Annotated in this window: 21 protein-coding genes; 15 read left to right on the top strand and 6 right to left on the bottom strand. The window is 62.4% G+C overall.

Annotated elements, in window-relative coordinates:
- Positions 1–17: 17 nt before the first annotated feature.
- The 13 genes from PSH94_RS22385 (at position 18) to PSH94_RS22325 (ending at position 12,499) form a co-directional block, all read left to right on the top strand.
- Positions 18–1,283, top strand: coding sequence for a glutamate-5-semialdehyde dehydrogenase (locus PSH94_RS22385; protein WP_305435832.1), 1,266 nt, complete (start codon positions 18–20; stop codon positions 1,281–1,283).
- The gene (gene nadD / locus PSH94_RS22380; protein WP_305435831.1) at positions 1,283–1,927 is read left to right on the top strand and encodes a nicotinate-nucleotide adenylyltransferase; all 645 of its coding nucleotides are present in this window, start codon (positions 1,283–1,285) and stop codon (positions 1,925–1,927) included. The genes PSH94_RS22385 and nadD overlap by 1 nt, the downstream gene beginning before the upstream one ends.
- Before the next feature lie 69 nt (positions 1,928–1,996).
- Positions 1,997–2,491, top strand: coding sequence for a ribosome silencing factor (gene rsfS, locus PSH94_RS22375; RefSeq protein WP_010206793.1), 495 nt, complete (start codon positions 1,997–1,999; stop codon positions 2,489–2,491).
- 9 nt (positions 2,492–2,500) lie between these two features.
- On the top strand, positions 2,501–2,968 hold the full coding sequence (rlmH, locus tag PSH94_RS22370; RefSeq protein ID WP_003176297.1) for a 23S rRNA (pseudouridine(1915)-N(3))-methyltransferase RlmH: 468 nt from the start codon (positions 2,501–2,503) through the stop codon (positions 2,966–2,968).
- 15 nt (positions 2,969–2,983) lie between these two features.
- A complete protein-coding gene (mrdA, locus tag PSH94_RS22365) occupies positions 2,984–4,882 on the top strand; it encodes a penicillin-binding protein 2 (RefSeq protein WP_305435830.1) in 1,899 nt (632 codons plus the stop codon).
- A 31-nt stretch (positions 4,883–4,913) separates the two neighbouring features.
- Positions 4,914–6,017, top strand: coding sequence for a rod shape-determining protein RodA (gene rodA, locus PSH94_RS22360; RefSeq protein WP_181079879.1), 1,104 nt, complete (start codon positions 4,914–4,916; stop codon positions 6,015–6,017).
- A 17-nt stretch (positions 6,018–6,034) separates the two neighbouring features.
- Positions 6,035–7,045, top strand: a complete 1,011-nt coding sequence (mltB, locus tag PSH94_RS22355) for a lytic murein transglycosylase B (RefSeq protein WP_253509551.1) — start codon at positions 6,035–6,037, stop codon at positions 7,043–7,045.
- The gene (locus PSH94_RS22350) at positions 7,045–8,049 is read left to right on the top strand and encodes a septal ring lytic transglycosylase RlpA family protein (RefSeq protein WP_181079841.1); all 1,005 of its coding nucleotides are present in this window, start codon (positions 7,045–7,047) and stop codon (positions 8,047–8,049) included. The genes mltB and PSH94_RS22350 overlap by 1 nt, the downstream gene beginning before the upstream one ends.
- Positions 8,050–8,234: 185 nt before the next feature.
- The gene (locus tag PSH94_RS22345; protein ID WP_181079840.1) at positions 8,235–9,392 is read left to right on the top strand and encodes a D-alanyl-D-alanine carboxypeptidase family protein; all 1,158 of its coding nucleotides are present in this window, start codon (positions 8,235–8,237) and stop codon (positions 9,390–9,392) included.
- 84 nt (positions 9,393–9,476) lie between these two features.
- Positions 9,477–9,752 carry a DUF493 domain-containing protein gene (locus PSH94_RS22340; RefSeq protein ID WP_034100910.1) on the top strand — a complete coding sequence of 92 codons (276 nt, stop codon included), beginning with the start codon at positions 9,477–9,479 and terminating at the stop codon, positions 9,750–9,752.
- A complete protein-coding gene (gene lipB / locus PSH94_RS22335) occupies positions 9,752–10,399 on the top strand; it encodes a lipoyl(octanoyl) transferase LipB (protein ID WP_253509550.1) in 648 nt (215 codons plus the stop codon). Before PSH94_RS22340 ends, lipB begins: the two co-directional genes overlap by 1 nt.
- Positions 10,400–10,425: 26 nt before the next feature.
- On the top strand, positions 10,426–11,427 hold the full coding sequence (gene lipA / locus PSH94_RS22330; protein ID WP_253511933.1) for a lipoyl synthase: 1,002 nt from the start codon (positions 10,426–10,428) through the stop codon (positions 11,425–11,427).
- A gap of 151 nt (positions 11,428–11,578) precedes the next feature.
- A complete protein-coding gene (locus tag PSH94_RS22325; protein WP_305435829.1) occupies positions 11,579–12,499 on the top strand; it encodes an LD-carboxypeptidase in 921 nt (306 codons plus the stop codon).
- 617 nt (positions 12,500–13,116) lie between these two features.
- Here PSH94_RS22325 and PSH94_RS22320 read toward each other — a convergent pair.
- The 5 genes from PSH94_RS22320 to leuS all read right to left on the bottom strand — a co-directional run bounded on the left by PSH94_RS22320 (position 13,117) and on the right by leuS (position 19,164).
- Positions 13,117–14,442: a lytic murein transglycosylase gene (locus PSH94_RS22320; RefSeq protein WP_305435828.1), complete on the bottom strand. Its 1,326-nt coding sequence runs from the start codon at positions 14,440–14,442 to the stop codon at positions 13,117–13,119.
- Positions 14,443–14,503: 61 nt separating this feature from the next.
- Entirely contained in the window at positions 14,504–14,668 is a 165-nt protein-coding gene (arfA, locus tag PSH94_RS22315) for an alternative ribosome rescue factor ArfA (protein ID WP_003176285.1), read from the bottom strand.
- Between the two features lie 112 nt (positions 14,669–14,780).
- Positions 14,781–15,818: a DNA polymerase III subunit delta gene (gene holA, locus PSH94_RS22310; protein ID WP_305435827.1), complete on the bottom strand. Its 1,038-nt coding sequence runs from the start codon at positions 15,816–15,818 to the stop codon at positions 14,781–14,783.
- Positions 15,819–15,857: 39 nt separating this feature from the next.
- Positions 15,858–16,469 carry an LPS assembly lipoprotein LptE gene (gene lptE, locus PSH94_RS22305; RefSeq protein WP_181079835.1) on the bottom strand — a complete coding sequence of 204 codons (612 nt, stop codon included), beginning with the start codon at positions 16,467–16,469 and terminating at the stop codon, positions 15,858–15,860.
- Between the two features lie 88 nt (positions 16,470–16,557).
- Positions 16,558–19,164 (bottom strand): leucine--tRNA ligase, encoded by a 2,607-nt coding sequence (leuS, locus tag PSH94_RS22300; protein ID WP_305435826.1) that lies wholly within the window; start codon positions 19,162–19,164, stop codon positions 16,558–16,560.
- A 261-nt stretch (positions 19,165–19,425) separates the two neighbouring features.
- On the opposite strand from leuS, the gene PSH94_RS22295 reads away from it, so the two are divergent.
- Positions 19,426–19,740, top strand: a complete 315-nt coding sequence (locus PSH94_RS22295) for a hypothetical protein (RefSeq protein WP_181079833.1) — start codon at positions 19,426–19,428, stop codon at positions 19,738–19,740.
- A 106-nt stretch (positions 19,741–19,846) separates the two neighbouring features.
- Positions 19,847–20,608 (top strand): YdcF family protein, encoded by a 762-nt coding sequence (locus PSH94_RS22290; RefSeq protein WP_181079832.1) that lies wholly within the window; start codon positions 19,847–19,849, stop codon positions 20,606–20,608.
- Between the two features lie 60 nt (positions 20,609–20,668).
- Here the strand turns inward: PSH94_RS22290 and lnt are convergent, their stop codons facing one another.
- The gene (gene lnt, locus PSH94_RS22285) at positions 20,669–22,192 is read right to left on the bottom strand and encodes an apolipoprotein N-acyltransferase (RefSeq protein ID WP_305435825.1); all 1,524 of its coding nucleotides are present in this window, start codon (positions 22,190–22,192) and stop codon (positions 20,669–20,671) included.
- Between the last annotated feature and the right edge of the window lie 7 nt (positions 22,193–22,199).

Raw genomic sequence — 22,199 nt, 5'->3', positions numbered from 1 at the left:
GCCAAGACTCCCCGACCATGACTGAGTCCGTTCTTGACTACATGACCCGCCTGGGTCGCGCTGCCCGCCAGGCGTCGCGGTTGATCGCCCGTGCGAGCACTGCGCAGAAAAATCGCGCCCTGCTGGCCGCCGCCGACGCTCTGGATGCCTCGCGCTCCGAGCTGGCCGCCGCCAACGAACTGGACCTGGCCAACGGCCGTGCCAATGGTCTGGAGCCGGCTCTGCTGGACCGCCTGGCGCTGACCCCGGCGCGCATCGACGACATGATCGAAGGCCTGCGTCAGGTAGCCAAGCTGCCTGACCCCATCGGTGAAATCCGCGATATGCGTTACATGCCGTCCGGTATTCAGGTCGGCAAGATGCGCGTGCCCCTGGGCGTGATCGGCATCATCTATGAGTCGCGCCCGAACGTGACCATCGACGCCGCGAGCCTGTGCCTCAAGTCCGGTAACGCCACCATCCTGCGTGGCGGTTCCGAGGCCATCCATTCCAACCGTGCCATCGCCGCCTGCATCCAGCAGGGCCTGGCCGTGGCCCAGTTGCCCGCCGAAGTGGTGCAAGTGGTGGAAACCACCGACCGCGCCGCCGTCGGTGCCTTGATCACCATGCCGGAGTTCGTGGACGTCATCGTGCCGCGCGGTGGCAAGAGCCTGATCGAACGCGTGAGCCGCGATGCCAAGGTGCCAGTGATCAAGCACCTGGATGGCGTCTGCCACGTGTACATCGACATCGCGGCCGATATCGACAAGGCGATCCGCATCGCCGACAACGCCAAGACCCATCGCTACGCGCCGTGCAACACCATGGAAACCCTGTTGGTGCACGCCGGCATCGCCGAGCGCGTGCTGCCAGCGCTGGCGGCCATCTACCGTGACAAAGGCGTGGAGCTGCGTGGTTGCGAGCGCACCCGCGCGCTGCTGGGCGCCGACGTGATCGAAGCCACCGAGCAGGACTGGTACACCGAATACACGGCGCCGATCCTGTCGGTCCGCATCGTCGACGACCTGGACCAGGCCATCGAACACATCAATACCTACGGCTCCAAGCACACCGACGCAATCGTGTCCGAGCATTTCAGCGATGCGCGCCGGTTCCTTAATGAAGTGGACTCCGCTTCGGTGATGGTCAACGCCTCGACGCGTTTTGCCGACGGCTTCGAGTACGGCCTGGGCGCGGAGATCGGCATTTCCACCGACAAGCTCCATGCTCGCGGCCCGGTGGGCCTCGAAGGCCTGACCAGCGAGAAGTATGTGGTGTTCGGCGACGGGCATGTGCGCACTTGATGGCTAAGCGTATCGGGCTGCTCGGCGGTACCTTCGACCCTGTGCACATCGGCCACCTGCGCAGTGCGCTGGAGGTGGCGGACGCGCTGGCGCTGGATGAACTGCGTCTGATCCCCAATTTCCGGCCGCCCCATCGCGACACGCCGCAAGTGTCGCCCCAGCAGCGTCTGGAAATGGTGCGTCTGGCGGTGGAAGGCATTGCACCGTTGGTGGTGGACGACCGCGAACTCAAGCGCGATAAACCGTCCTACACGGTCGACACCCTGGAACTGATGCGCGCCGAACTGGCCGCGGACGACCAGTTGTTTCTGCTTTTGGGCTGGGACGCATTTTGCGGCCTGCCCTCTTGGCATCGCTGGGAGGATCTCCTCGAGCATTGCCACATCCTGGTTCTGCAACGCCCGGATGCCGACAGCGAACCGCCGGATGCCTTGCGCAACCTGCTGGCCGCGCGGTCGGTAAGTGACCCCTTGGCCCTGACCGGGCCGAACGGGAATATTGCATTCGTCTGGCAGACCCCGCTTGCGGTGTCCGCCACCCAGATCCGTCAACTGCTGGCCAGCGGGAAGTCGGTACGGTTCCTGGTGCCTGACGCGGTCCTGGCCTACATCGATGCGCACGGGCTTTACCGTGCGTCGAACTGAAAAGGCGCGCTTGAACGTACGAAACGTCGTACAGCGAGCGCCCGAACATACGAGCAAAACGAGTTTTATATGACCAACAAAGACGTAAGCAAAGTTAAGCGCAAAGGCACTTTCAAAAGCGCCCCTCTGCCGGTAGAAGCCCACACCGGTCCGGAACTGGCCGGCGAAGAGCTGGTAAAAGTCGCCGTGGCGGCCCTGGAAGATGTGAAGGCCCAGGACATCCAGGTGCTGGACGTGCGCGATAAGCAGAGCATCACCGACTACATGATCATCGCCACCGGTACCTCCAACCGCCAGATCGGCGCGATGCTGGACAAGGTGCGCGAAGCCGTCAAAGCCCAGGGCGTCAAGCCGTTGGGTGAAGAAGGCAAGGGCGACAGCGACTGGGTGCTGTTGGACATGGACGACGTGATCGTCCACATGATGACGTCCAACGCCCGCCAGTTCTACGACCTGGAGCGTCTGTGGAAAGGCGCCGAGCAAAGCCGTGCCGCCGATGGCAAGCACCACAGTCCTGAAGTGGGCCACGCTCACTTCGACAAGCTCAACAAAGACCAGGAATAAGGAACGGCTGTGCGCCTGCGTCTGATTGCTGTCGGTTCACGCATGCCCAAGTGGGTGGAAGAAGGCTGGCATGAGTATGCCAAGCGTCTGCCCGCCGAGCTGTCGCTGGAGCTGGTGGAGATACCGCTCAACACCCGGGGCAAGAATGCCGACGTGGCGCGCTTTATTCGTCAGGAAGGCGAAGCCATGCTGGCCAAGGTCGGCCCCAACGAGCGCATCGTCACCCTGGAAGTGCACGGCAAGCCCTGGAGCACCGAGCAGTTGGCGGTGGAACTGGACCGCTGGCGCCTGGACTCGCGCACCGTCAACTTCATGGTCGGTGGCCCGGAAGGGCTGGCGCCGGAAGTCTGCGCGCGGGCGGACCAGCGCTGGTCGCTGTCGGCACTGACGCTGCCGCACCCGTTGGTAAGGATCCTGATCGGTGAACAGCTGTATCGCGCCTGGACAGTTCTGTCCGGGCACCCTTATCACAAATAGTCTGCGCCCCTCCCGATGACTCAGCCGATCCGCATCAAGGACCATGAGAAAGACGCACGTCTGGTACGTGCGCGCGTGGTGTTTGGCGCGATCATGGTGGTGACGCTGATCGGGGTACTGATTGCGCGCCTGTATTTCCTGCAGGTGATCCAGTACGACTATCACTCCACGCTGTCGGAAAACAACCGTGTGCATGTGCAGCCGATTCCGCCGACCCGTGGGCTGATTTTCGACCGCAATGGCGTAGTGGTGGCGGATAACCGGCCCAGCTTCAGCCTCAGCATGACCCGCGAGCGTTCCGGCGACTGGCAGCAAGTGCTCGACGTCATTGTCGAGGTCCTGCAGCTGACCCCGGAAGACCGGGTGATCTTCGAGAAACGCATGAGGCAGGGGCGCCGACCGTTCGAGCCGGTGCCGATTCTGTTCGAGCTGACCGAAGAGCAGATCGCACGCATTGCGGTGAACCAGTTCCGCCTGCCTGGCGTGGAAGTGGTGGCGCAGTTGGTGCGGCACTACCCGCAGGGGCCGCACTTTGCTCACTCCGTCGGCTATATGGGGCGCATCAACGAGAAAGAGCTGAAAACCCTCGACCCCGTCAATTACAGCGGCACCCACCATATCGGCAAGACCGGCATCGAGCGTTTCTACGAACCCGAGCTGCACGGCCAGGTGGGTTACGAAGAAGTCGAGACCAACGCGCGCGGCCGCGTGTTGCGGGTGCTCAAGCGGACCGACCCGGTGCCGGGCAAGGACATCGTGCTGAGCCTGGACATCAAGCTGCAGGAAGCCGCCGAGATGGCCCTGGGTGGCCGGCGTGGCGCCGTGGTGGCGCTGGACCCGAAGACGGGCGAAGTGCTGGCCATGGTCAGCCAGCCCAGCTTCGACCCCAACCTGTTCGTGACCGGTATCAGCTTCAAGGCCTACGCCGAGCTACGCGATTCCATCGATCGACCGCTGTTCAACCGGGTGCTGCGTGGCCTGTATCCGCCGGGTTCGACGATCAAGCCGGCGGTGGCGATTGCAGGTCTGGACGCCGGTGTGGTGACCGCTTCCAGTCGGGTATATGACCCCGGTTACTACATGTTGCCCAATTACGATCACAAGTACCGTAACTGGAACCGTACCGGTGACGGCTATGTCGACCTGGACACCGCGATCATGCGCTCCAACGACACCTATTTTTATGACCTGGCCCACAAGCTGGGCATCGATCGTCTGTCGGCCTACATGGGCAAGTTCGGCCTCGGGCAGAAAGTCTCCCTGGACATGTTCGAAGAGTCCCCAGGCCTGATGCCGTCGCGGGAGTGGAAGCGTGCGACGCGCCGCCAGGCGTGGTTCCCGGGCGAAACCCTGATCCTGGGGATCGGTCAGGGCTACATGCAGGCGACGCCGTTGCAACTGGCCCAGGCTACCGCGCTGGTGGCCAACAAAGGCGTGTGGAACCGTCCGCACCTGGCCAGGACCATCGAAGGCGAAAAGCCGGTGGATGACAACCCGATCCCGGACATTGTGCTGCGCGACCCATCGGACTGGACCAAGGTCAACCACGGCATGCAGCAGGTGATGCACGGCGCGCGCGGTACGGCGCGCAAGGCAGCGATCGGCGCGCAATACCGCATTGCGGGCAAGAGCGGTACCGCCCAGGTGGTGGCGATCAAGCAGGGCGAGAAATACGACCGTTCCAAGGTCCAGGAACGCCACCGCGACCACGCGTTGTTTGTCGGCTTCGCGCCGGCCGACGACCCGAAAATCGTGGTGGCGGTGATGGTCGAGAACGGCGAGTCCGGTTCCGGCGTCGCCGCGCCTGTGGTGCGCCAGGTGATGGACGCCTGGCTGCTGGCCGAGGACGGCAGGCTCAAGCCTGAATATGGCGGCCCCCCTTCAACCACCGAGGTTACGGCCAGTGAAGAGTAATTTTGACCGCATCCTCTCCAGTGAGGATGTGATGCGTCGCCGCGCGACGTTGCTGCAGCGCATGCACATCGATGGTCCGTTGCTGATCCTGCTGCTGACGCTGGCGGCCGGCAGTCTGTTTGTGCTGTATTCGGCCAGTGGCAAGAACTGGGACCTGCTGATCAAGCAAGCGTCGTCGTTCGGCCTGGGCCTGTTGTCGATGGTGGTGATCGCCCAGCTGGAGCCGCGCTTCATGGCGCGCTGGGTGCCGCTGGGCTATGTGGTCGGCGTGTTGTTGCTGGTGGTGGTGGACGTGATGGGCCATAACGCCATGGGCGCCACGCGCTGGATCAACATTCCAGGGGTGATTCGCTTCCAGCCGTCGGAATTCATGAAGATCCTGATGCCGGCCACTATCGCCTGGTACCTGTCCAAGCGCACGTTGCCGCCGCAGCTCAAGCACGTAGGCATCAGCCTGATCCTGATCGGCGTGCCCTTTATCCTGATTGTGCGCCAGCCCGATCTCGGCACTTCGCTGCTGATCCTGGCCGGCGGTGCGTTCGTGCTGTTCATGGGCGGGCTGCGCTGGCGCTGGATTCTCAGCGTGCTGGCTGCCGCGGTGCCGGTGGCGGTGGCGATGTGGTTTTTCTTTATGCATGACTACCAGAAGCAGCGGATCCTCACGTTCCTCGATCCGGAAAGCGACCCGCTGGGCACCGGCTGGAACATCATCCAGTCCAAGGCGGCAATCGGTTCGGGTGGGGTGTTTGGCAAGGGCTGGCTGTTGGGCACCCAGTCGCACTTGGATTTCTTGCCCGAGAGCCACACCGACTTCATCATCGCCGTGTTAGGCGAAGAGTTCGGCCTGGTGGGGATCTGCGCCTTGCTGCTGATCTATTTGCTGTTGATCGGTCGCGGCCTGGTGATTACCGCCCAGGCGCAGACGCTGTTCGGCAAATTGCTCGCAGGCAGTTTGACCATGACGTTTTTTGTTTACGTTTTCGTCAACATCGGTATGGTCAGTGGCCTGCTGCCGGTGGTTGGGGTGCCGTTGCCGTTCATTAGCTACGGCGGAACTTCGCTGGTGACGTTGATGTCAGCGTTTGGGGTTTTGATGTCGATTCATACGCATCGCAAGTGGATCGCACAGGTTTGAATAAGGTGAAGATGTCAATGCAAGTAATGCGCGGCTGGGCGACTCGGCATGCGTCCTGGATGGGCCTGATCGGGCTGCTGGGGGCAACGCAGGAGACGCTGGCCGGTGACTACGATGGTTCACCTCAGGTCGCCGAATTTGTCGGTGAAATGACCCGCGACTATGGTTTCGCCGGTGAGCAACTGATGGGCGTGTTCCGCGAAGCCCAGCGCAAGCAGGCGATCCTCGACGCCATCTCCCGCCCCGCCGAACGTGTGAAGCAATGGAAGGACTATCGCCCGATGTTCCTCACCGATGCCCGCGTGGCCCGTGGCGTGGACTTCTGGCGCCAGCATGAAGCCGCCCTGGCTCGCGCCGAGCAGGAATACGGTGTGCCGGCCCAGGTGATTGTGTCGATCATCGGCATCGAGACCTTTTACGGGCGTAATACCGGCAGCTACCGGGTGGTCGACGCCTTGTCGACCCTTGGCTTCGATTACCCTCCGCGTGCCGAGTTCTTCCGCAAGGAGCTGCGCGAATTCCTGCTGCTGGCCCGCGAAGAGCAAGTCGACCCGCTGACGCTCAAGGGCTCGTATGCCGGCGCGATGGGCTTGCCGCAATTCATGCCGAGCAGCTTTCGCGCCTACGCGGTGGATTTCGACAACGACGGCCACATCAATATTTGGAGTAACCCCGACGATGCCATCGGCAGCGTGGCCAGCTACTTCAAGCGCCACGGCTGGGTTGCCGGCGAACCGGTGGTGGTCCGGGCGGACGTCAGCGGGGAGCGCGCCGACGAGGGCCTGACCCAGGGCATCGAGCCGGCCAGAACGGTCGGGGAGTTGCGGGCGCTGGGTTGGTCGAGTCAGAATGCGCCCCACGACGACATGCCGGTAACGGCGTTTCGCCTGGAAGGCGAAAACGGCCCTGAATACTGGATGGGCCTGAAGAATTTCTACGCAATCACGCGTTATAACCGCAGTGTGATGTACGCCATGGCCGTGCATCAGCTGTCAGACATGCTGGTCCAAGCACGGGGCAACAAGTAATGCGGGCATCGCCGTTCAATAAACCGCTCAAGCTGGTGGCGTTCACCGCGTTGTCCTTGCTGGTTGTCAGCTGTTCCACCTCCACCAGTCGCGGTCCGGCGCAGAAGTCCGGCGGCACTGTTGTCCGGTCTCAGCCTGGCCTGGACATCAACCGCGCGCACAAAGACGGTGCGCCGTGGTGGGATGTGGATGTGTCGAAGATTCCCGACGCCACACCGACCCTGCACACCGGTGCCTACAAGGCCAACCCTTACACAGTGCTGGGCAAGACCTACTTTCCGCTGCAGGACTCCAAGACCTACGTGCAGTCCGGCACGGCGTCCTGGTACGGCACCAAGTTCCATGGCCAGAACACCGCCAATGGCGAAGTGTATGACCTGTACGGCATGAGCGCAGCCCACAAGACCCTTCCGTTGCCAAGCTATGTACGCGTGACCAACCTGGACAACCACCGCACGGTGATCCTGCGGGTCAATGACCGTGGGCCGTTCTATTCGGATCGCATCATCGACTTGTCCTACGCCGCCGCCAAAAAGCTCGGCTACGCCGAAACCGGCACCGCGCGGGTCAAGGTCGAAGGCATCGACCCCGCGCAGTACTGGGCCCAGCGCGGCAAGCCGGCGCCGTTGATGCTCAACGAGCCGCAGACCCCGCAACCGCAGATCACCGCGTCGGCGGGCAAGGTCGAACAGTGGACGCCGCCGCCGCAACAGCATGCCCCGGACACCGTGGCCGTGCCTCAGGCCGCGCCGGGTGCCTCTCTGGCGGGCGGGCAATACCTGCAGGTCGGCGCTTTTGCCAACCCGGATGCGGCGGAACTGTTAAGGTCCAAGCTCAGCAGCATGGTCAATGCGCCGGTGTTCATCAGCTCTATCGTGCGCAACCAGCAGACCCTGCACCGCGTGCGAATGGGCCCGATCGGCTCGCCGAGCGAGGTTGCACAAGTGCAGAACAGCGTGCGTCTGGCCAACCTGGGGCAACCCAGCCTGGTCACCGCCGAGTAAGCAGTAATGGATTGATGGTTCAGGCGCGTACGCGGGCCTGGGCCCTGGTTGTTGGCTCGTTTGAACAATAAAAACCCGGGAGCAAGGGGTGAGCGGGCAACCGAACACGCGACAGTCTGGTAGCGGGCTGTCTGAATAAGTTTTGCCCGCGAGGGCAAGTTTCCATAAGCAATTTCGAGAGACGGATGAACATCACCACCTTAGCCAAACGCACGTGCCTGCTTATCTCGCTGATCATCACCCCGGCCGCCTGGGCGGTTGAAATGGTGCCGGCTTCACCGCAACTGGCCGCCAAGGCCTGGGTGCTCATGGATGCCGCCAGCGGCAACGTGCTGGTCGAGAACAACGGTGACCAGCGCCTGCCGCCGGCCAGCCTGACCAAGCTGATGACCGCCTATATCGCGACCCTGGAAATTCGTCGCGGCCAGATCGGCGAAAACGATCCGGTGACCGTCAGCGAAAACGCCTGGCGTACCGGCGGTTCGCGGATGTTCATCAAGGTGGGCTCGCAGGTCACCGTGAGCGACCTGCTGCACGGCATCATCATCCAGTCCGGCAACGACGCCAGCGTCGCCCTGGCCGAGCATATCGCCGGCAGCGAAGACGCGTTCGCCGACATGATGAACAAAACCGTGGCCGACCTGGGCATGACCAACAGCCACTTCATGAACCCGACCGGCCTGCCGAACCCAGAGCACTACTCGTCGGCTCATGACATGGCGATCCTGGCGCGCGCGATCATCCGCGTCGACCCGGTGCACTACGCGATCTACTCCCAGAAGGAGTTCTTCTGGAACAACATCAAGCAGCCTAACCGCAACCTGCTGCTGTGGCGTGACAAGACCGTCGACGGTCTGAAAACCGGCCACACCGAAGAAGCCGGCTACTGCATGGTGTCCTCGGCGGTACGTGACGGCCAGCGCCTGATCGCCGTGGTGTTCGGTACCAACAGCGAACAGGCCCGTGCGGCCGAGACACAGAAACTGCTGACCTATGGCTTCCGTTTCTTCGAAACCCAGACCTTCTACCAGAAGGGTGCTGAGCTGGCGACCGCGCCGGTGTGGAAAGGCGCGACCTCCCAGGTCAAGGCCGGCCTGGCCGAAGACCTGACCCTGACCATGCCTAAAGGCCAGCTGAAAAAGCTCGCTGCCAGCATGACCATGAACCCGCAATTGGTTGCGCCGATCGCCAAGGGCGACGTGATCGGTAAAGTCGAAGTGAAACTGGACGACAAGGTGGTGCACAGCGCCGACCTGATCGCGCTGGACGCCGTCGACGAAGGTGGTATCTTCCGCCGCGTGTGGGATAGCATCCGTCTATTCTTCTACGGCTTGTTCAACTGATTGTGTGCACCTGCAAAGCCCCGCGTTGATAAGACGCGGGGCTTTGCCGTCGCCACGGCTTACCGCTTACGAGGCTGTTCTGCCATGACCGATAAAGAAGTAAAGGCGCCCAAGATCGAGTTCCCGGTGACGGATTATCCCGTCAAGGTGATCAGCGATACCGGTGTTGGCAACAAAGACAAGATCCTCGACATCGTGCGTAAACACGCCACGATCAACGACAACCGTGTGGACGAACGCTCCAGTACCAACGGTAAATACACCACGATCCAGTTGCACATCGTGGCGACGGATCAGGACCAGCTCTACAACATCAACAGTGAACTGCGGGCCACCGGCTTCGTACACATGGTGTTGTGATGCCGCAGGTCCTGGGCTTTCGCGAGCTCGGCCAGATGGCCTACGAGCCCGTGTGGCATGCCATGCAGCGCTTCACCAACGAGCGCGGCACGTCGGCACCGGATGAGGTCTGGCTGGTGGAGCACCCGCCGGTATTTACCCAGGGCCAGGCCGGCAAGGCCGAACACCTGTTGCTGCCGGGGGATATTCCGGTGGTGCAGGTCGACCGAGGTGGCCAAGTGACTTACCATGGGCCCGGTCAGCTTGTCGCTTACCTGTTGTTGGACGTGCGCAAGCTGGGGTTTGGTGTGCGTGATCTGGTCAGCCGCATCGAGGCTTGCCTGATCGAGCTGCTGGCCAGTTATGGCGTGACCGCCGCCGCCAAGCCGGATGCTCCGGGGGTGTATGTGGACGGTGCGAAAATCGCCTCCCTGGGGCTGCGGATCCGCCACGGCTGTTCCTTTCATGGCCTGGCCCTGAACGTGGACATGGACCTGGCACCGTTCCGACGCATCAACCCGTGCGGTTATGCGGGGTTGGCGATGACACAACTGAGCGAGCACGTCACACCGATTAAATTTGCCGAGGTAAGTGCCCGGCTGCGTGCGCAGCTCGTCAAACACCTCGACTATGCTGAGCAGACGACCCTCACGGGCGGAATCGACTGATTATGACTACTGATGCAGTGCAAACCATGATCCCGACGCTGGACGTTACCGAGCGTCCGGCCCCGGCCCCGCGTGCCAAGGTGGAAGCCGGTGTCAAGCTGCGCGGCGCCGAGAAGGTTGCACGCATCCCGGTGAAGATCATTCCGACCACCGAACTGCCGAAAAAGCCCGACTGGATCCGCGTGCGCATCCCGGTCTCGCCGGAAGTCGACCGTATCAAGGCCCTGCTGCGCAAACACAAGTTGCACAGCGTGTGCGAAGAGGCCTCCTGCCCGAACCTGGGCGAGTGCTTCTCCGGCGGCACCGCCACCTTCATGATCATGGGTGACATCTGCACCCGTCGCTGCCCATTCTGCGACGTCGGCCACGGCCGGCCGAAGCCGCTGGACGTCAACGAGCCGCAAAGCCTGGCCATCGCCATCGCCGACCTTAAACTCAAATACGTGGTGATCACCTCGGTAGACCGCGACGATCTGCGTGACGGCGGTGCCCAGCACTTTGCCGACTGCATCCGAGAAATCCGCAAGCTGTCGCCCAACGTCGTGCTCGAAACCCTGGTGCCGGATTACCGGGGCCGTATGGACGTGGCGCTGGAAATCACCGCCGCCGAGCCACCGGATGTGTTCAACCACAACCTGGAAACCGTGCCGCGCCTGTACAAGGCTGCGCGTCCGGGTTCGGACTACCAGTGGTCGCTGACCCTGCTGCAGAAATTCAAGCAGATGATGCCGCACATCCCGACCAAATCCGGCCTGATGCTGGGGTTGGGCGAGACCGACGAGGAAGTGATCGAAGTCATGCAGCGCATGCGCGAACACGACATCGACATGCTGACCCTGGGTCAGTACCTGCAACCGTCGCGCAATCACTTGCCGGTACAGCGTTTTGTGCACCCGGACACCTTCGCCTGGTTCGCCGAGGAAGGCTACAAGATGGGCTTCAAGAACGTGGCATCGGGCCCGCTGGTACGTTCTTCGTACCACGCTGACGAGCAGGCCAAGCTGGTCAAGGCAAGCCTGATCTCCTGATCGGAGTTTAGATCCGGAGTGGGAGGGGCTTATGTGGGAGGGGGCTTGCCCCCGATAGCGGTAGGTCAGTCACTCCTGTGCTGGCTGATCCACCGCTATCGGGGCAAGCCCTCTCCCACATTCGTACTGCGTTAACCAGGGAGAGTTGTGTATGACCATTGCCGTTCCAGCCCTTCGTTCCGAAGGCACCATCGCCCTGATTGCACCTGCCGGCCCCGCCGCGCTGGATGTTGAAAAGGCTGGCCAATGGATGCGCACCCGCGGCTATGGTCTGCAAATTTTTCCTGGGGTGTATGAACGCGACGGCTACCTTGCCGGCAGCGATGAGGTGCGCTTGCGTGACCTGCACGCCGCTTTCGCCGACCCTGAAATCGATGCGATCTTCTGCCTGCGGGGCGGCTACGGCACGCCACGGCTGTTGGACTGTTTGGACTTCGACCTTCTGCGCGCCAATCCCAAGCCATTTGTCGGCTATAGCGACATCACCGCCCTGCACCTGGCTATCAATCGCCACGCGGGCTTCGTGACCTTTCACGGGCCGATGCTCAATGCCGACCTGCTCGGCGACAAGCAGCAACCTACCGAATCCTCATTGTTCAGCCTGCTGCGTGGGCAACTGGGCGCTGGCAGCGTGCTGACGCACCCCGTGGCCTACCCGCTGACCACTCTTGAGCCCGGCATTGCCTGTGGGCGTCTGCTGGGAGGCAACCTGTCGATGATTGCGGCGGTGATGGGTACGCCTTACGAAATCGATGCGCAAGGCATCATCCTGTTTATCGAGGACGTCAACGAGCCGATCTATCGCATCGATCGTCTGCTCACGCATTTGCGCCTGGCGGGCAAGTTGGCTCAGGTAGCTGGGGTGCTGGTCGGGGACGTGGCGGGAGTGGATAACGTCGCGCTGCAGCGCCTGCTCAAACAGACATTTGAACCGTTGTGCATTCCGGTGCTGGCCGGCTGGCGCAGTGGGCATTGCGATCCGAACCTGACCCTGCCGATGGGCGCGTGGGTGCGGCTGGATGCGGGAGAGCAGCGGGTGGTGTTGGAGCAGGATGTGGTCGTTACACTTTGAATCTGGGATCACTCGCTAAACCGCCATCGGGGGCAAGCCCCCTCCCACATTGATCAGTGATCGACATGACAACTCGGTCAGCTGTGGGAGGGGGCAAGCCCTCTCTCACATTGATCAGTGATCGACATGACAACTCGGTCAGCTGTGGGAGGGGGCAAGCCCCCTCTCACATTGATCAGTGATCGACATGACAACTCGGTCAGCTGTGGGAGGGGGCAAGCCCCCTCTCACATTGATCAGTGATCGACATGACAACTCGGTCAGCTGTGGGAGGGGGCAAGCCCTCTCTCACATTGATCAGTGATCGACATGACAACTCGGTCAGCTGTGAGAGGGGGCAAGCCCCCTCTCACATTGATCAGTGATCGACATGACAACTCGGTCAGCTGTGGGAGGGGGCAAGCCCTCTCTCACATTGATCAGTGATCGACATGACAACTCGGTCAGCTGTGGGAGGGGGCAAGCCCCCTCCCACATTGATCAGTGATCGACATGACAACTCGGTCAGCTGTGGGAGGGGGCAAGCCCTCTCTCACATTGATCAGTGATCGACATGACAACTCGGTCAACTGTGGGAGGGGGCTTGCCCCCGATAGCGATAGTCGCCATCAGCAGATCTAGCGGCTCTGCAGCGATTCCAGCAACTTCACCGTCGGATACCCATCCGCCGGCCAGCCCAGTGCCTGCTGCGCCGCGCGAATGGCCTTGCGGGTATTGGCGCCAATGATGCCGTCCGGGTTGCCCGCGTCATAGCCTTTGGCGCTGAGTGCCGTCTGCAGGTCAATGCGCTGCGTGCGGCTCAGGGGCAGTTCATCCTTCGGCCATTCGCCACGAATCACGCCACCGCCGCCAAAGCGCTCGGACAGCAGGCCGACCGCCAGCGCATAGGACGAAGAGTTGTTGTACTTGAGGATCGCGCGGAAGTTATCCAGTACCAGGAACGCCGGGCCACGGTAACCCGCCGGCAGCAGCAGCGCGGCGGAGAGTTGATCGACGTTGGGCGGCATGCTGGCGCCCGATGGCAATTGGATGCCCAATTTCAGCCATTCGGCGACGGTCTTGCGCGTGCCGCCGTCCGCCAGGGCGTAATCGAAGCTGGATGGCAGTTGCTTGACCTCAAAGCCCCACGGCTGGCCTTTCTGCCAGCCGGAGCTTTGCAGGTAGTGAGCGGTGGAGGCGAGGGCGTCGGCCGGGCTGTTCCAGATATCGCGGCGGCCGTCGCCGTCAAAGTCCACGGCGTGGGTGTTGTAGGTGGTCGGGATAAATTGGGTCTGGCCCATGGCCCCGGCCCAGGACCCCTTCATCTGGTCGGCGGCGATATCGCCGTGTTGGATGATCTGCAGCGCCGCCAGCAATTGCGCCTGGGCGAACGCCGGTCGGCGGCCTTCGTAGGCCAGGGTCGCCAGGGAGCGGATCACCGAATTGTTGCCCTGGAACTGGCCGAAGTTACTTTCCATGCCCCACACCGAAACCAATGCCTGACGGTCGACGCCATAGCGTTGTTCGATGCTTTGCAGGATGTCGGCATATTTGATCAGCAGCGCCTGGCCATTGCGCACGCGTACCGGCGACAGGGCGCCGTCGAGGTATTCCCAAACCGGGCGAGAAAATTCCGGTTGGCTGCGGTCGGCGCGTATCACCGCCATGTCAGGGGTGACATTGGCGAAGGCCGTGTCGAACACCGCAGGCGCGATGCCGGCCTTCAGGGCCTCCACACGAAAGCCGGCCTGCCATTCGGCAAAGGTCTGGGTCGGTTGGATATCCAGGTTGTCCACGGCCAGCGGGGCCACGACAGCGGGCGCTACCACAGGGGCGGTCTGGAGTGAGGGCAGGGGCTGGGCGTCGGCGGCGGTAGGTTTTTCCGCGCAGGCGACGAGCAGGATGAGGCTGGAGGCAGCAATCAATTGGCGCAGGTGCCAACGACGGGAAAGACTAGAGGGCATGCACAGGTCCAGGGATTACAAATCAGGTGCAGACCTTATCATGCCAAAGGGGCGCTTGCCTTCAGGCAGCCAGAAAGTAAGAAGCCTCCCAGCTGTTAGACTGGAAGGCTTCGCGGCGGTAACTGCCTTTGCCCTTGCCGGCGCGTTCCTGACGGCTGCGGAACAGTGGCTGGGCGATGATGGATTTGGCCTTGTTGGGGCCATGCTTGGATGGCTTTTTGCTCATGGTCGGTACTCTCGATAGGTGGTTACAACGGCGCAAATCATCTGCCGAAGTTTGACCGCTGTAAAGCCCGACACGTTTTTTGAAATGTTAACGCGGTCAACAGGTGGGAGGGTTATTCGGCGGGAAGTGTCAGGCGTTGCCCGGACATCAGCAGCGCCAGACGACTCAGGCTCATCCACGGCGAGCCGGCCGCTTGTCCTTTGATCTGCGCATCGATGCGCTGAGCTTCCAGCAACAGTTGCGCCCAGCGTTGCGCCGAGTGCCGTTGCAGGGCTTTGCTCATCAAGGGTTTGCGCTTGTCCCATATCGGCGGCCGGGCCTGGCTGAAGCACTTGTCCAGCGGCGTGCCCTGGCTGTATTGCAGGGAAATATTGGCCAGCACCCGCAATTCACGGGCCAGGGCCCACAGAATCACCGGCGGCTCCACCCCTTCGCCGCGCAGGCCTTCGAGCATGCGCAGGGCGTGGGCGGGTTCGCCGTTGAGAATCGCATCCACCAGTCCGAATACGTCAAAGCGCGCGCTATCCGCCACGGCGCCCTGGACGGTTTCGACGGTAATATGCCCGTCTTCTGCCATCAGCTTGAGCTTTTCGATCTCCTGGGCGGCGGCGAGCAAGTTGCCTTCGACCCGTGCCGCAATCAGCTCGACCGCGTCCTGGGTCGCTGCCAGCCCCGATTGAGACAGGCGCTGGCGAATCCATTGCGGCAACTGGTTGCTGTCCACCGGCCAGATCTGGATGAACTGGGTCTGTGCACCTTCGACCAGGGCCTTGCCCCATTTGGTTTTCTGCGCACTGCCGTCGAGTTTGGGCAGGCTGATCAGCAGCACGGTGTCCTCGGCGGGGCGCGCGCAGTATTCCATCAAGGCGGCGGCGCCTTTGTCACCGGGCTTGCCCGAAGGCAGGCGCAGTTCCAGCAGGCGCTTTTCGGCGAACAACGACATGCTCGCACCAGCTTGCAGCAACGTGCCCCAGTCGAAACTGGCGTCCGCGCTGAAGACCTGGCGTTCATCGAAACCTTGCTGGCGTGCGGCCGTGCGAATGGCGTCCGCAGCTTCCTGGCACAGCAGCGGGTCATCGCCGCTGACAATATAGACAGGCGCAAGGCCACCTTGCAGGTGTTTGGCGAGTTGGGCGGGAGCGAGTTTCATAGGCAGGGCGAACGGGGCGCCTGGGGCGCCCCGTCGGGCTTACTCGACCGGAACCGGTACTTCGACAGGCGATTGTTTCGGCGTGTTGTCTTCGTACTCTTGGGCTGCTTTCAGGGCATCGGCTTCGGCCTTGGCCTTGTTGTCAGCCGTACGTTGCAGCTCCTCCAACTGCTGCGGAGTGAGCAATTGCAGGCGCAGCATCATGCGCTGGATCAGCTCGCGACGCATTTCCTTGCGCACTTGGATAACTTCCGAATCCGAACCCACCAGGTTGTTGCCATCGTGGCTCACGACCTTCTGCACCTGGATCTTGTCACCCATCAACGGCAGGTGGTCACGGCCCTGCACTTCAAACATGAGCAGGGTGCTCAGTTCGACGTCCGAGGCACGGCCTGCACTGGCGTAGCTCAGGTTACGCTGGGTTTCTTTCTCGTCCACCAGCACCAGCTTGTAGGGCGCACCGGCGTAGACGCGCACGCCGCTGTTTTCCAGGACCTGACGCAGTTGCGTCACGGTTTCGCCGTAGGCGTTGCGGGCACTGAGATCCAGTTCCTTGATCGTCAGGTCGTTGGTGCCGGTACCGCGCAGCTGGAAGCCGCAAGCGCTCAGCAGCACGGCAAGGCCCATAACCAGCAGATTGCGTTTGATCATTTTGTTGCTCCCCTTGAAACCAGGCGGGCCTTATCGCGGCCCCGAAGGTTTAATTCGGCGCAGGGCTCAAGCCCTGCGCCCGATCCGATTAGCTGGCGACGATATTGACCAGTTTGCCAGGCACAACGATTACTTTGCGAATCGTCAGGCCTTCGGTAAAGCGCAGCACGTTCTCATTGCTGCGCGCGGCCGCTTCGACGTCTTCGCGGCTGGCGCTGGCCGGCATGTCGATCTGGCCACGCAGTTTGCCGTTGACCTGGATCACCAGTTGCAGCGTGTCCTGGACCAGGGCGCTGTCATCGGCCACCGGCCAGCGGGCGTCGATGACGGCGTCGCTGTGGCCAAGGCGGCTCCACAGTTCGTGGCTGATGTGCGGCGTGATCGGAGCCAGCAGCAGGGTGACCGTTTCCAGGCCTTCCTGTACCAGCGCGCGGTCCTGCTCGGTAGCCTGCGGGGCTTTTTCCAGCACGTTCATCAGCGTCATCACCTGGGCGATGGCGGTGTTGAACTTGTGGTTCTGGCCCACGTCCTGGCTGGCTTGCTTGATGGCCAGGTGAATGCTGCGGCGAATGGCTTTCTGCTCGTCGTTCAACGCGGCTACGTCCAGCCTGGCCGGCAGGCCCTGGCTTACGTGGGCATGGGCCAGGCGCCAGACGCGCTTGAGGAAGCGGTGCGAACCTTCCACGCCGGAGTCGGACCATTCGGCGCTCATGTCAGGCGGCGAGGCGAACATCATGAACAGGCGGCAAGTGTCGGCGCCGAACTGGTCAATCATCGACTGCGGGTCGACGCCGTTGTTCTTGGACTTGGCCATCTTCTCGGTGCCACCGATTTCCACCGGCAGGCCGTCGGCGATCAGTTTGGCGCTGATGACCTTGGCTTTGCTGTCACGCTCCAGCTCGACGTCCGCCGGGTTGAACCAGGTATAGGCGCCATTGGCTTCACGGCGATAGTAGGTCTCGGCGATCACCATGCCCTGGGTCAGCAGGTTCTTGAACGGCTCGTTGGATGTCACCAGGCCTTCGTCACGCATCAGCTTGTGGAAGAAACGCGCGTACAGCAGGTGAAGGATGGCGTGTTCGATACCCCCGATGTACTGGTCCACCGGCAGCCAATGGTCGGCTGCGGTTTTTTCCACCAGGCCGCCTTCGTAGTGAGGCGAGGCGTAGCGCGCGTAGTACCACGAGGACTCGACGAAGGTGTCCATGGTGTCGGTTTCACGCTTGGCCGGCTGGCCGCATTTCGGGCAGCTGCATTCGTAGAACTCGGGCATGCGCGCCAGCGGCGAACCGGCGCCGTCCGGCACTACGTCTTCAGGCAGAACTACCGGCAGTTGATCTTCCGGCACCGGCACGTCGCCGCAGCTGGCGCAGTGGATGATCGGGATCGGGCAGCCCCAGTAGCGCTGGCGGCTGATGCCCCAGTCGCGCAGGCGGAACTGAGTGCGCGAGGCACCAAGGTTTTTCTTGATCAACGCCACTTCGACAGCGTCGAAAGCGCCGGCGAAATCCAGGCCGTCGAACTCGCCGGAATTGATCAGCGTGCCGTGCTCGCCGTAGGCGTCCTGCCACGGTGCCGGGTTGGTATCGCCCGAGCTGGTGCGCACGACTGATTTGATCGGCAGGTTGTACTGGGTGGCGAATTCGAAATCGCGTTCATCGTGAGCCGGCACGGCCATGACCGCGCCATCGCCGTAGTGCATCAGCACGTAGTTGGCGACCCATACCGGCAATTTTTCGCCGGTCAGTGGGTGCTCGACGAACAGGCCGGTCGGCAGGCCTTTTTTCTCCTGGGTGGCGACGTCGGCTTCGGCCACGCTGCCACCTTTGCATTCGGCGATGAACGCCTGCAGCTCAGGGTTGTTCTGTGCGGCCTGGGTGGCCAACGGGTGTTCGGCGGCCACGGCGACGTAGGTCGCGCCCATCAGGGTGTCCGGGCGGGTGGTGAACACCTTGAGGGTGCCCGCTTCGCCGATGGAGTCGACGTTGTACGGGAATTGCACTTCCATGCCCTTGGATTTGCCGATCCAGTTGCGCTGCATGGTCTTGACCTGCTCCGGCCAGCCCGGCAGATCATCCAGGCTCGACAACAGCTCATCGGCGTAGGCGGTGATCTTGAAGTAGTACATCGGGATTTCGCGCTTTTCGATCAGCGCGCCGGAGCGCCAGCCGCGACCGTCGATCACCTGCTCGTTGGCCAGCACGGTCTGGTCGACCGGGTCCCAGTTCACGGTGCCGCTCTTTTTATAGATCACGCCTTTTTCGAACAGGCGAGTGAACAGCCATTGTTCCCAGCGGTAGTAATCCGGCTTGCAGGTGGTCACTTCGCGCGACCAGTCCACCGCCAGGCCCAGGCTGCGCAGCTGGGTCTTCATGTAGGCGATGTTTTCGTAGGTCCACTTGGCGGGCGCTACGTTGTTTTTCATCGCGGCGTTTTCCGCCGGCATGCCGAAGGCGTCCCAACCCATGGGTTGCAGTACGTTCTTGCCTTGCATGCGCTGGTAGCGTGAGATCACGTCGCCGATGGTGTAGTTACGCACGTGCCCCATGTGTAGCTTGCCGCTGGGGTAAGGGAACATCGACAGGCAGTAGAACGTCTCCTTGCCCGGCTGTTCACTGACTTCAAAGGACTTCTGCTCGTCCCAGAAGGCTTGGGCGGCATTTTCTATTTCACGGGGCTGATATTGTTCGTGCATGGCTACTTTTTGAACTGAATAGGGGTGGCCTAATCCTCTTCGGTGCATTGTCCAGGGAGATCGACACCCAAAAGCGGCGCGTCGGTGCCCGAACCTGCGGGAAGTGGAGTTACAGGAAGCGCCGTAGCATACATGACCCCACTCTATCGAGGGAAACCCTGATTGCGCGGCCGAGGCCGTCTGTCGCGGCGCCGGGCAGGCGCAGCCACGGGGGCTACGCTGTTTATTGGGGAGCAAGTCTTTCTTCAATGAGGTGAGGGGATGGTTGAATCGCAGCGAATCGCAACGAAACCGGAAATCTACGAAGGACTGATCGACCGATTGGGTCGTGCATTGGATGCAGCGAGAACGGCTGGCCGATTGCGGGATGAGCGGCCTGTTGAGTTGGAACTGCGCGGTTTGAGCCGCGCGGAGTTGGAACTGATCAAGGCTTACCTGGAACGCAACAAGCGCAGTGCGCCTCCCCTGGCAACCCCGCCGGTCAAGGAGCCCACGCACTCTGCCAAGGTGGTGTGGCTCAAGGATGTGTCCGAGGGTCGTGGTCGGGAAAGGTTTCGGTCCGCCCGCAAGCAATAAGCTCTCCCCATGAACAGCACCCTTGTACACCGTCACAAATGTCACCGTCAGGGCTGTCGCTGAACCGCGCTACACCTTAGGCTTCGGGCATCTATGGAGATGCCCGATGCCTATTCGCTATTTCATCAAACAGTTGCTCCTGCCGCCCGGCATCCTTTTGCTGTTGCTGGCGCTTGCCTGGTGGTTTCGTCGCAGCCGTCCCAGGCTGGCCGGCGCGTGCTTTGCCCTCGGGTTTGGCGGTATGTGGCTGATCAGCCTGCCCGTGATGGTGGAGTGGGGCGCGCGCGCGCTTGAGACCGAGCCACCGCTGGCCCTTGAGGATTGGTCGAGCCTGGCCCAGCGTGCCGACGCCATTGTCGTGCTGGGCTCCGGGCGCGAGCGCGGTGACCCGGCCTGGGGCGCCGACCAGCCTACCGGTATCGGCCTGGAGCGCCAGCGCTATGCCGCACGCCTGGCCAAGGCATCGGGGTTGCCGGTGCTGACCACCGGCGGCCTGCATTACGGCACGCCGCCCAGCGAAGCGCAGTTGATGGCGGTGTCGATGCAGGATGACTTCGGTGTGACCGTGCGCTGGAAGGAAGAACGCAGCCGGACCACTTGGGAAAACGCGCAGATGAGTGCCGAGGTGCTGTTGCCCCAGGGCATCAAGCGCGTGGTCGTCGTGACCCAGGCCTGGCACATGCCGCGTTCGGTGTGGAGTTTTGAAAAGGCCGGCTTTACCGTCGTGCCCGCGCCGGTGGGGTTCCTGGGCGTGGACAACGCCCGGCCGCTGGGCGGCTGGATGCCCGAGTTCAAGTCGGTGTGGCAGAGCGGGCAATTGATCAACGAGGCGGTGGGACAGGTGGGGTATCGGTTGTTCTATCGATAACACCGCAGGCAAAGGTGGGAGGGGGCAAGCCTCCTCCCGCATTGGCTTTGCATTGTGTCGTTAGACGGTTTTGGCCATCCGACCTGCCAGCAGCGCCCAACCAAACAACACCAGGCACACGATGATCAGCGGCCACGAGCGCCATTGCAGATACGGCGTGAGCTCGTGCATCGGCACCACTTCGCCGTACAGGATGCCGCGTTCGAATTGCGGGATCTGCGCAGTGATCTGCCCAAACGGGTTGATCAGACCGGTCACGCCATTATTGGTGGCGCGGATCATCCAGCGACCGGCTTCGAGCGCGCGCATCTGCGCCATCTGCAGATGCTGCAACGGGCCGATGGAGCGCCCGAACCACGTGTCGTTGCTGATGGTCAGCAACAGGTCGCTCTGGGCCGAGAGGCCTGCGGCGAATTCCGGGTAAACCACTTCGTAGCAAATGAACGGTGCGATCTGATAGCCCTTGGCTTGCAGCATCGGCTGGTCGGACGGGCCGCGCGCGAAGTCGGACATGGGCAGGTCAAAGAACGCGATCAGCCCGCGCAGCATGTCCTGGAGCGGTACGTACTCACCGAAAGGCACCAGTTTCTGCTTCAAGTAGGTGCCGTCGCCTTCGCCCACTACGGTAATGCCGTTGAAATAGCGCTTCTGATGGCGCACTTCCTGGCGAATCGGTACACCGGTGATGAGCGCGGTATGCCGATCGGCGGCAAACTTGCCCATCATGCCCAGGTAGCCCTCTACCGACTCCTTGAGCACCGGCACGGCGGTTTCCGGCCATACCAGCAGGTCGACAGGCTTGGACGTGAAGCTCATGTCACGGTACAGCGCCAACTGCGCGTTGAGCTGCTCCGGGTCCCACTTGATGCTCTGCTCAACGTTGCCCTGAATGGCCGCCACGCTGAGCGGGGCGCCAGAAGGGCTGGTCCAGGCGTGATGCTTGAGGGCCAGGCCGATAGCCCACGGCGCAACCAGCAGCACCAGGCCCGCGCCGACAAACGCATTGCGCTTGCCGGCCAGCAAGCGCGGCAGGTTGCACAGCAAAGCGGCTGTGAGTGCCAGGGCAAAGGAAATCAGCCACATGCCGCCGACGGGCGCCAGGCCGCTGAGCGGGCCATCGAGTTGGCTGTAGCCGGAGTAGAGCCACGGGAACCCAGTGAGGAACCACCCGCGAAACGCCTCCTGGCCCACCCACAATGCGGCAAACGTCAGTGCATCCGCCAACGGTGCTTCATTGCGACGCAACCAGCGCGCCCACAGCCAGGCCGGCAGGGCGAAGAACCAGGCAATCGCAGCGGTGAACAGCAGCATCAGGAAACCCGCCAGCAGCACCGAGGCGCCGCCGAAGTGGTGGATGCTGTAGTAGATCCAGCTGGTGCCGGCCCCGAACAGGCCGAAACCGAAGCACCAGCCGCGCCCCAGGGCCTGGCGTGGGGTCAGTTCCCGCAGCCCGACATAGAACAGTCCCACGGCCACCAGCGCAAACGGCCATAGGTCGAATGGCGCCAACGCCAGGGTGGTGATGGCGCCGGCCACCACGGCCAGCAGGTTACCGGGCCAGCCGGGTGCGATGAGACGGCGCATGTCAGTC

This window comes from Pseudomonas sp. FP2254 (assembly GCF_030687695.1).
GTDB classification, from domain to species: domain Bacteria; phylum Pseudomonadota; class Gammaproteobacteria; order Pseudomonadales; family Pseudomonadaceae; genus Aquipseudomonas; species Aquipseudomonas quebecensis.
Note: the sequence above shows the minus strand (reverse complement) of the source record. Positions and strands in the feature narration are given on the sequence as shown.

Coding starts and splice junctions, on each gene's coding strand:
- PSH94_RS22295 (WP_181079833.1), top strand. CDS start 19,426: ATGGTTGAATCGCAGCGAATCGCAACGAAACCGGAAATCTACGAAGGA.
- PSH94_RS22320 (WP_305435828.1), bottom strand. CDS start 14,442: ATGCCCTCTAGTCTTTCCCGTCGTTGGCACCTGCGCCAATTGATTGCT.
- holA (WP_305435827.1), bottom strand. CDS start 15,818: ATGAAACTCGCTCCCGCCCAACTCGCCAAACACCTGCAAGGTGGCCTT.
- lipB (WP_253509550.1), top strand. CDS start 9,752: ATGCCGCAGGTCCTGGGCTTTCGCGAGCTCGGCCAGATGGCCTACGAG.
- nadD (WP_305435831.1), top strand. CDS start 1,283: ATGGCTAAGCGTATCGGGCTGCTCGGCGGTACCTTCGACCCTGTGCAC.
- arfA (WP_003176285.1), bottom strand. CDS start 14,668: ATGAGCAAAAAGCCATCCAAGCATGGCCCCAACAAGGCCAAATCCATC.
- PSH94_RS22345 (WP_181079840.1), top strand. CDS start 8,235: ATGAACATCACCACCTTAGCCAAACGCACGTGCCTGCTTATCTCGCTG.
- PSH94_RS22350 (WP_181079841.1), top strand. CDS start 7,045: ATGCGGGCATCGCCGTTCAATAAACCGCTCAAGCTGGTGGCGTTCACC.
- mrdA (WP_305435830.1), top strand. CDS start 2,984: ATGACTCAGCCGATCCGCATCAAGGACCATGAGAAAGACGCACGTCTG.
- PSH94_RS22340 (WP_034100910.1), top strand. CDS start 9,477: ATGACCGATAAAGAAGTAAAGGCGCCCAAGATCGAGTTCCCGGTGACG.
- mltB (WP_253509551.1), top strand. CDS start 6,035: ATGCAAGTAATGCGCGGCTGGGCGACTCGGCATGCGTCCTGGATGGGC.
- PSH94_RS22385 (WP_305435832.1), top strand. CDS start 18: ATGACTGAGTCCGTTCTTGACTACATGACCCGCCTGGGTCGCGCTGCC.
- rodA (WP_181079879.1), top strand. CDS start 4,914: ATGCGTCGCCGCGCGACGTTGCTGCAGCGCATGCACATCGATGGTCCG.
- rsfS (WP_010206793.1), top strand. CDS start 1,997: ATGACCAACAAAGACGTAAGCAAAGTTAAGCGCAAAGGCACTTTCAAA.
- leuS (WP_305435826.1), bottom strand. CDS start 19,164: ATGCACGAACAATATCAGCCCCGTGAAATAGAAAATGCCGCCCAAGCC.
- lnt (WP_305435825.1), bottom strand. CDS start 22,192: ATGCGCCGTCTCATCGCACCCGGCTGGCCCGGTAACCTGCTGGCCGTG.
- lptE (WP_181079835.1), bottom strand. CDS start 16,469: ATGATCAAACGCAATCTGCTGGTTATGGGCCTTGCCGTGCTGCTGAGC.
- PSH94_RS22325 (WP_305435829.1), top strand. CDS start 11,579: ATGACCATTGCCGTTCCAGCCCTTCGTTCCGAAGGCACCATCGCCCTG.
- PSH94_RS22290 (WP_181079832.1), top strand. CDS start 19,847: ATGCCTATTCGCTATTTCATCAAACAGTTGCTCCTGCCGCCCGGCATC.
- lipA (WP_253511933.1), top strand. CDS start 10,426: ATGATCCCGACGCTGGACGTTACCGAGCGTCCGGCCCCGGCCCCGCGT.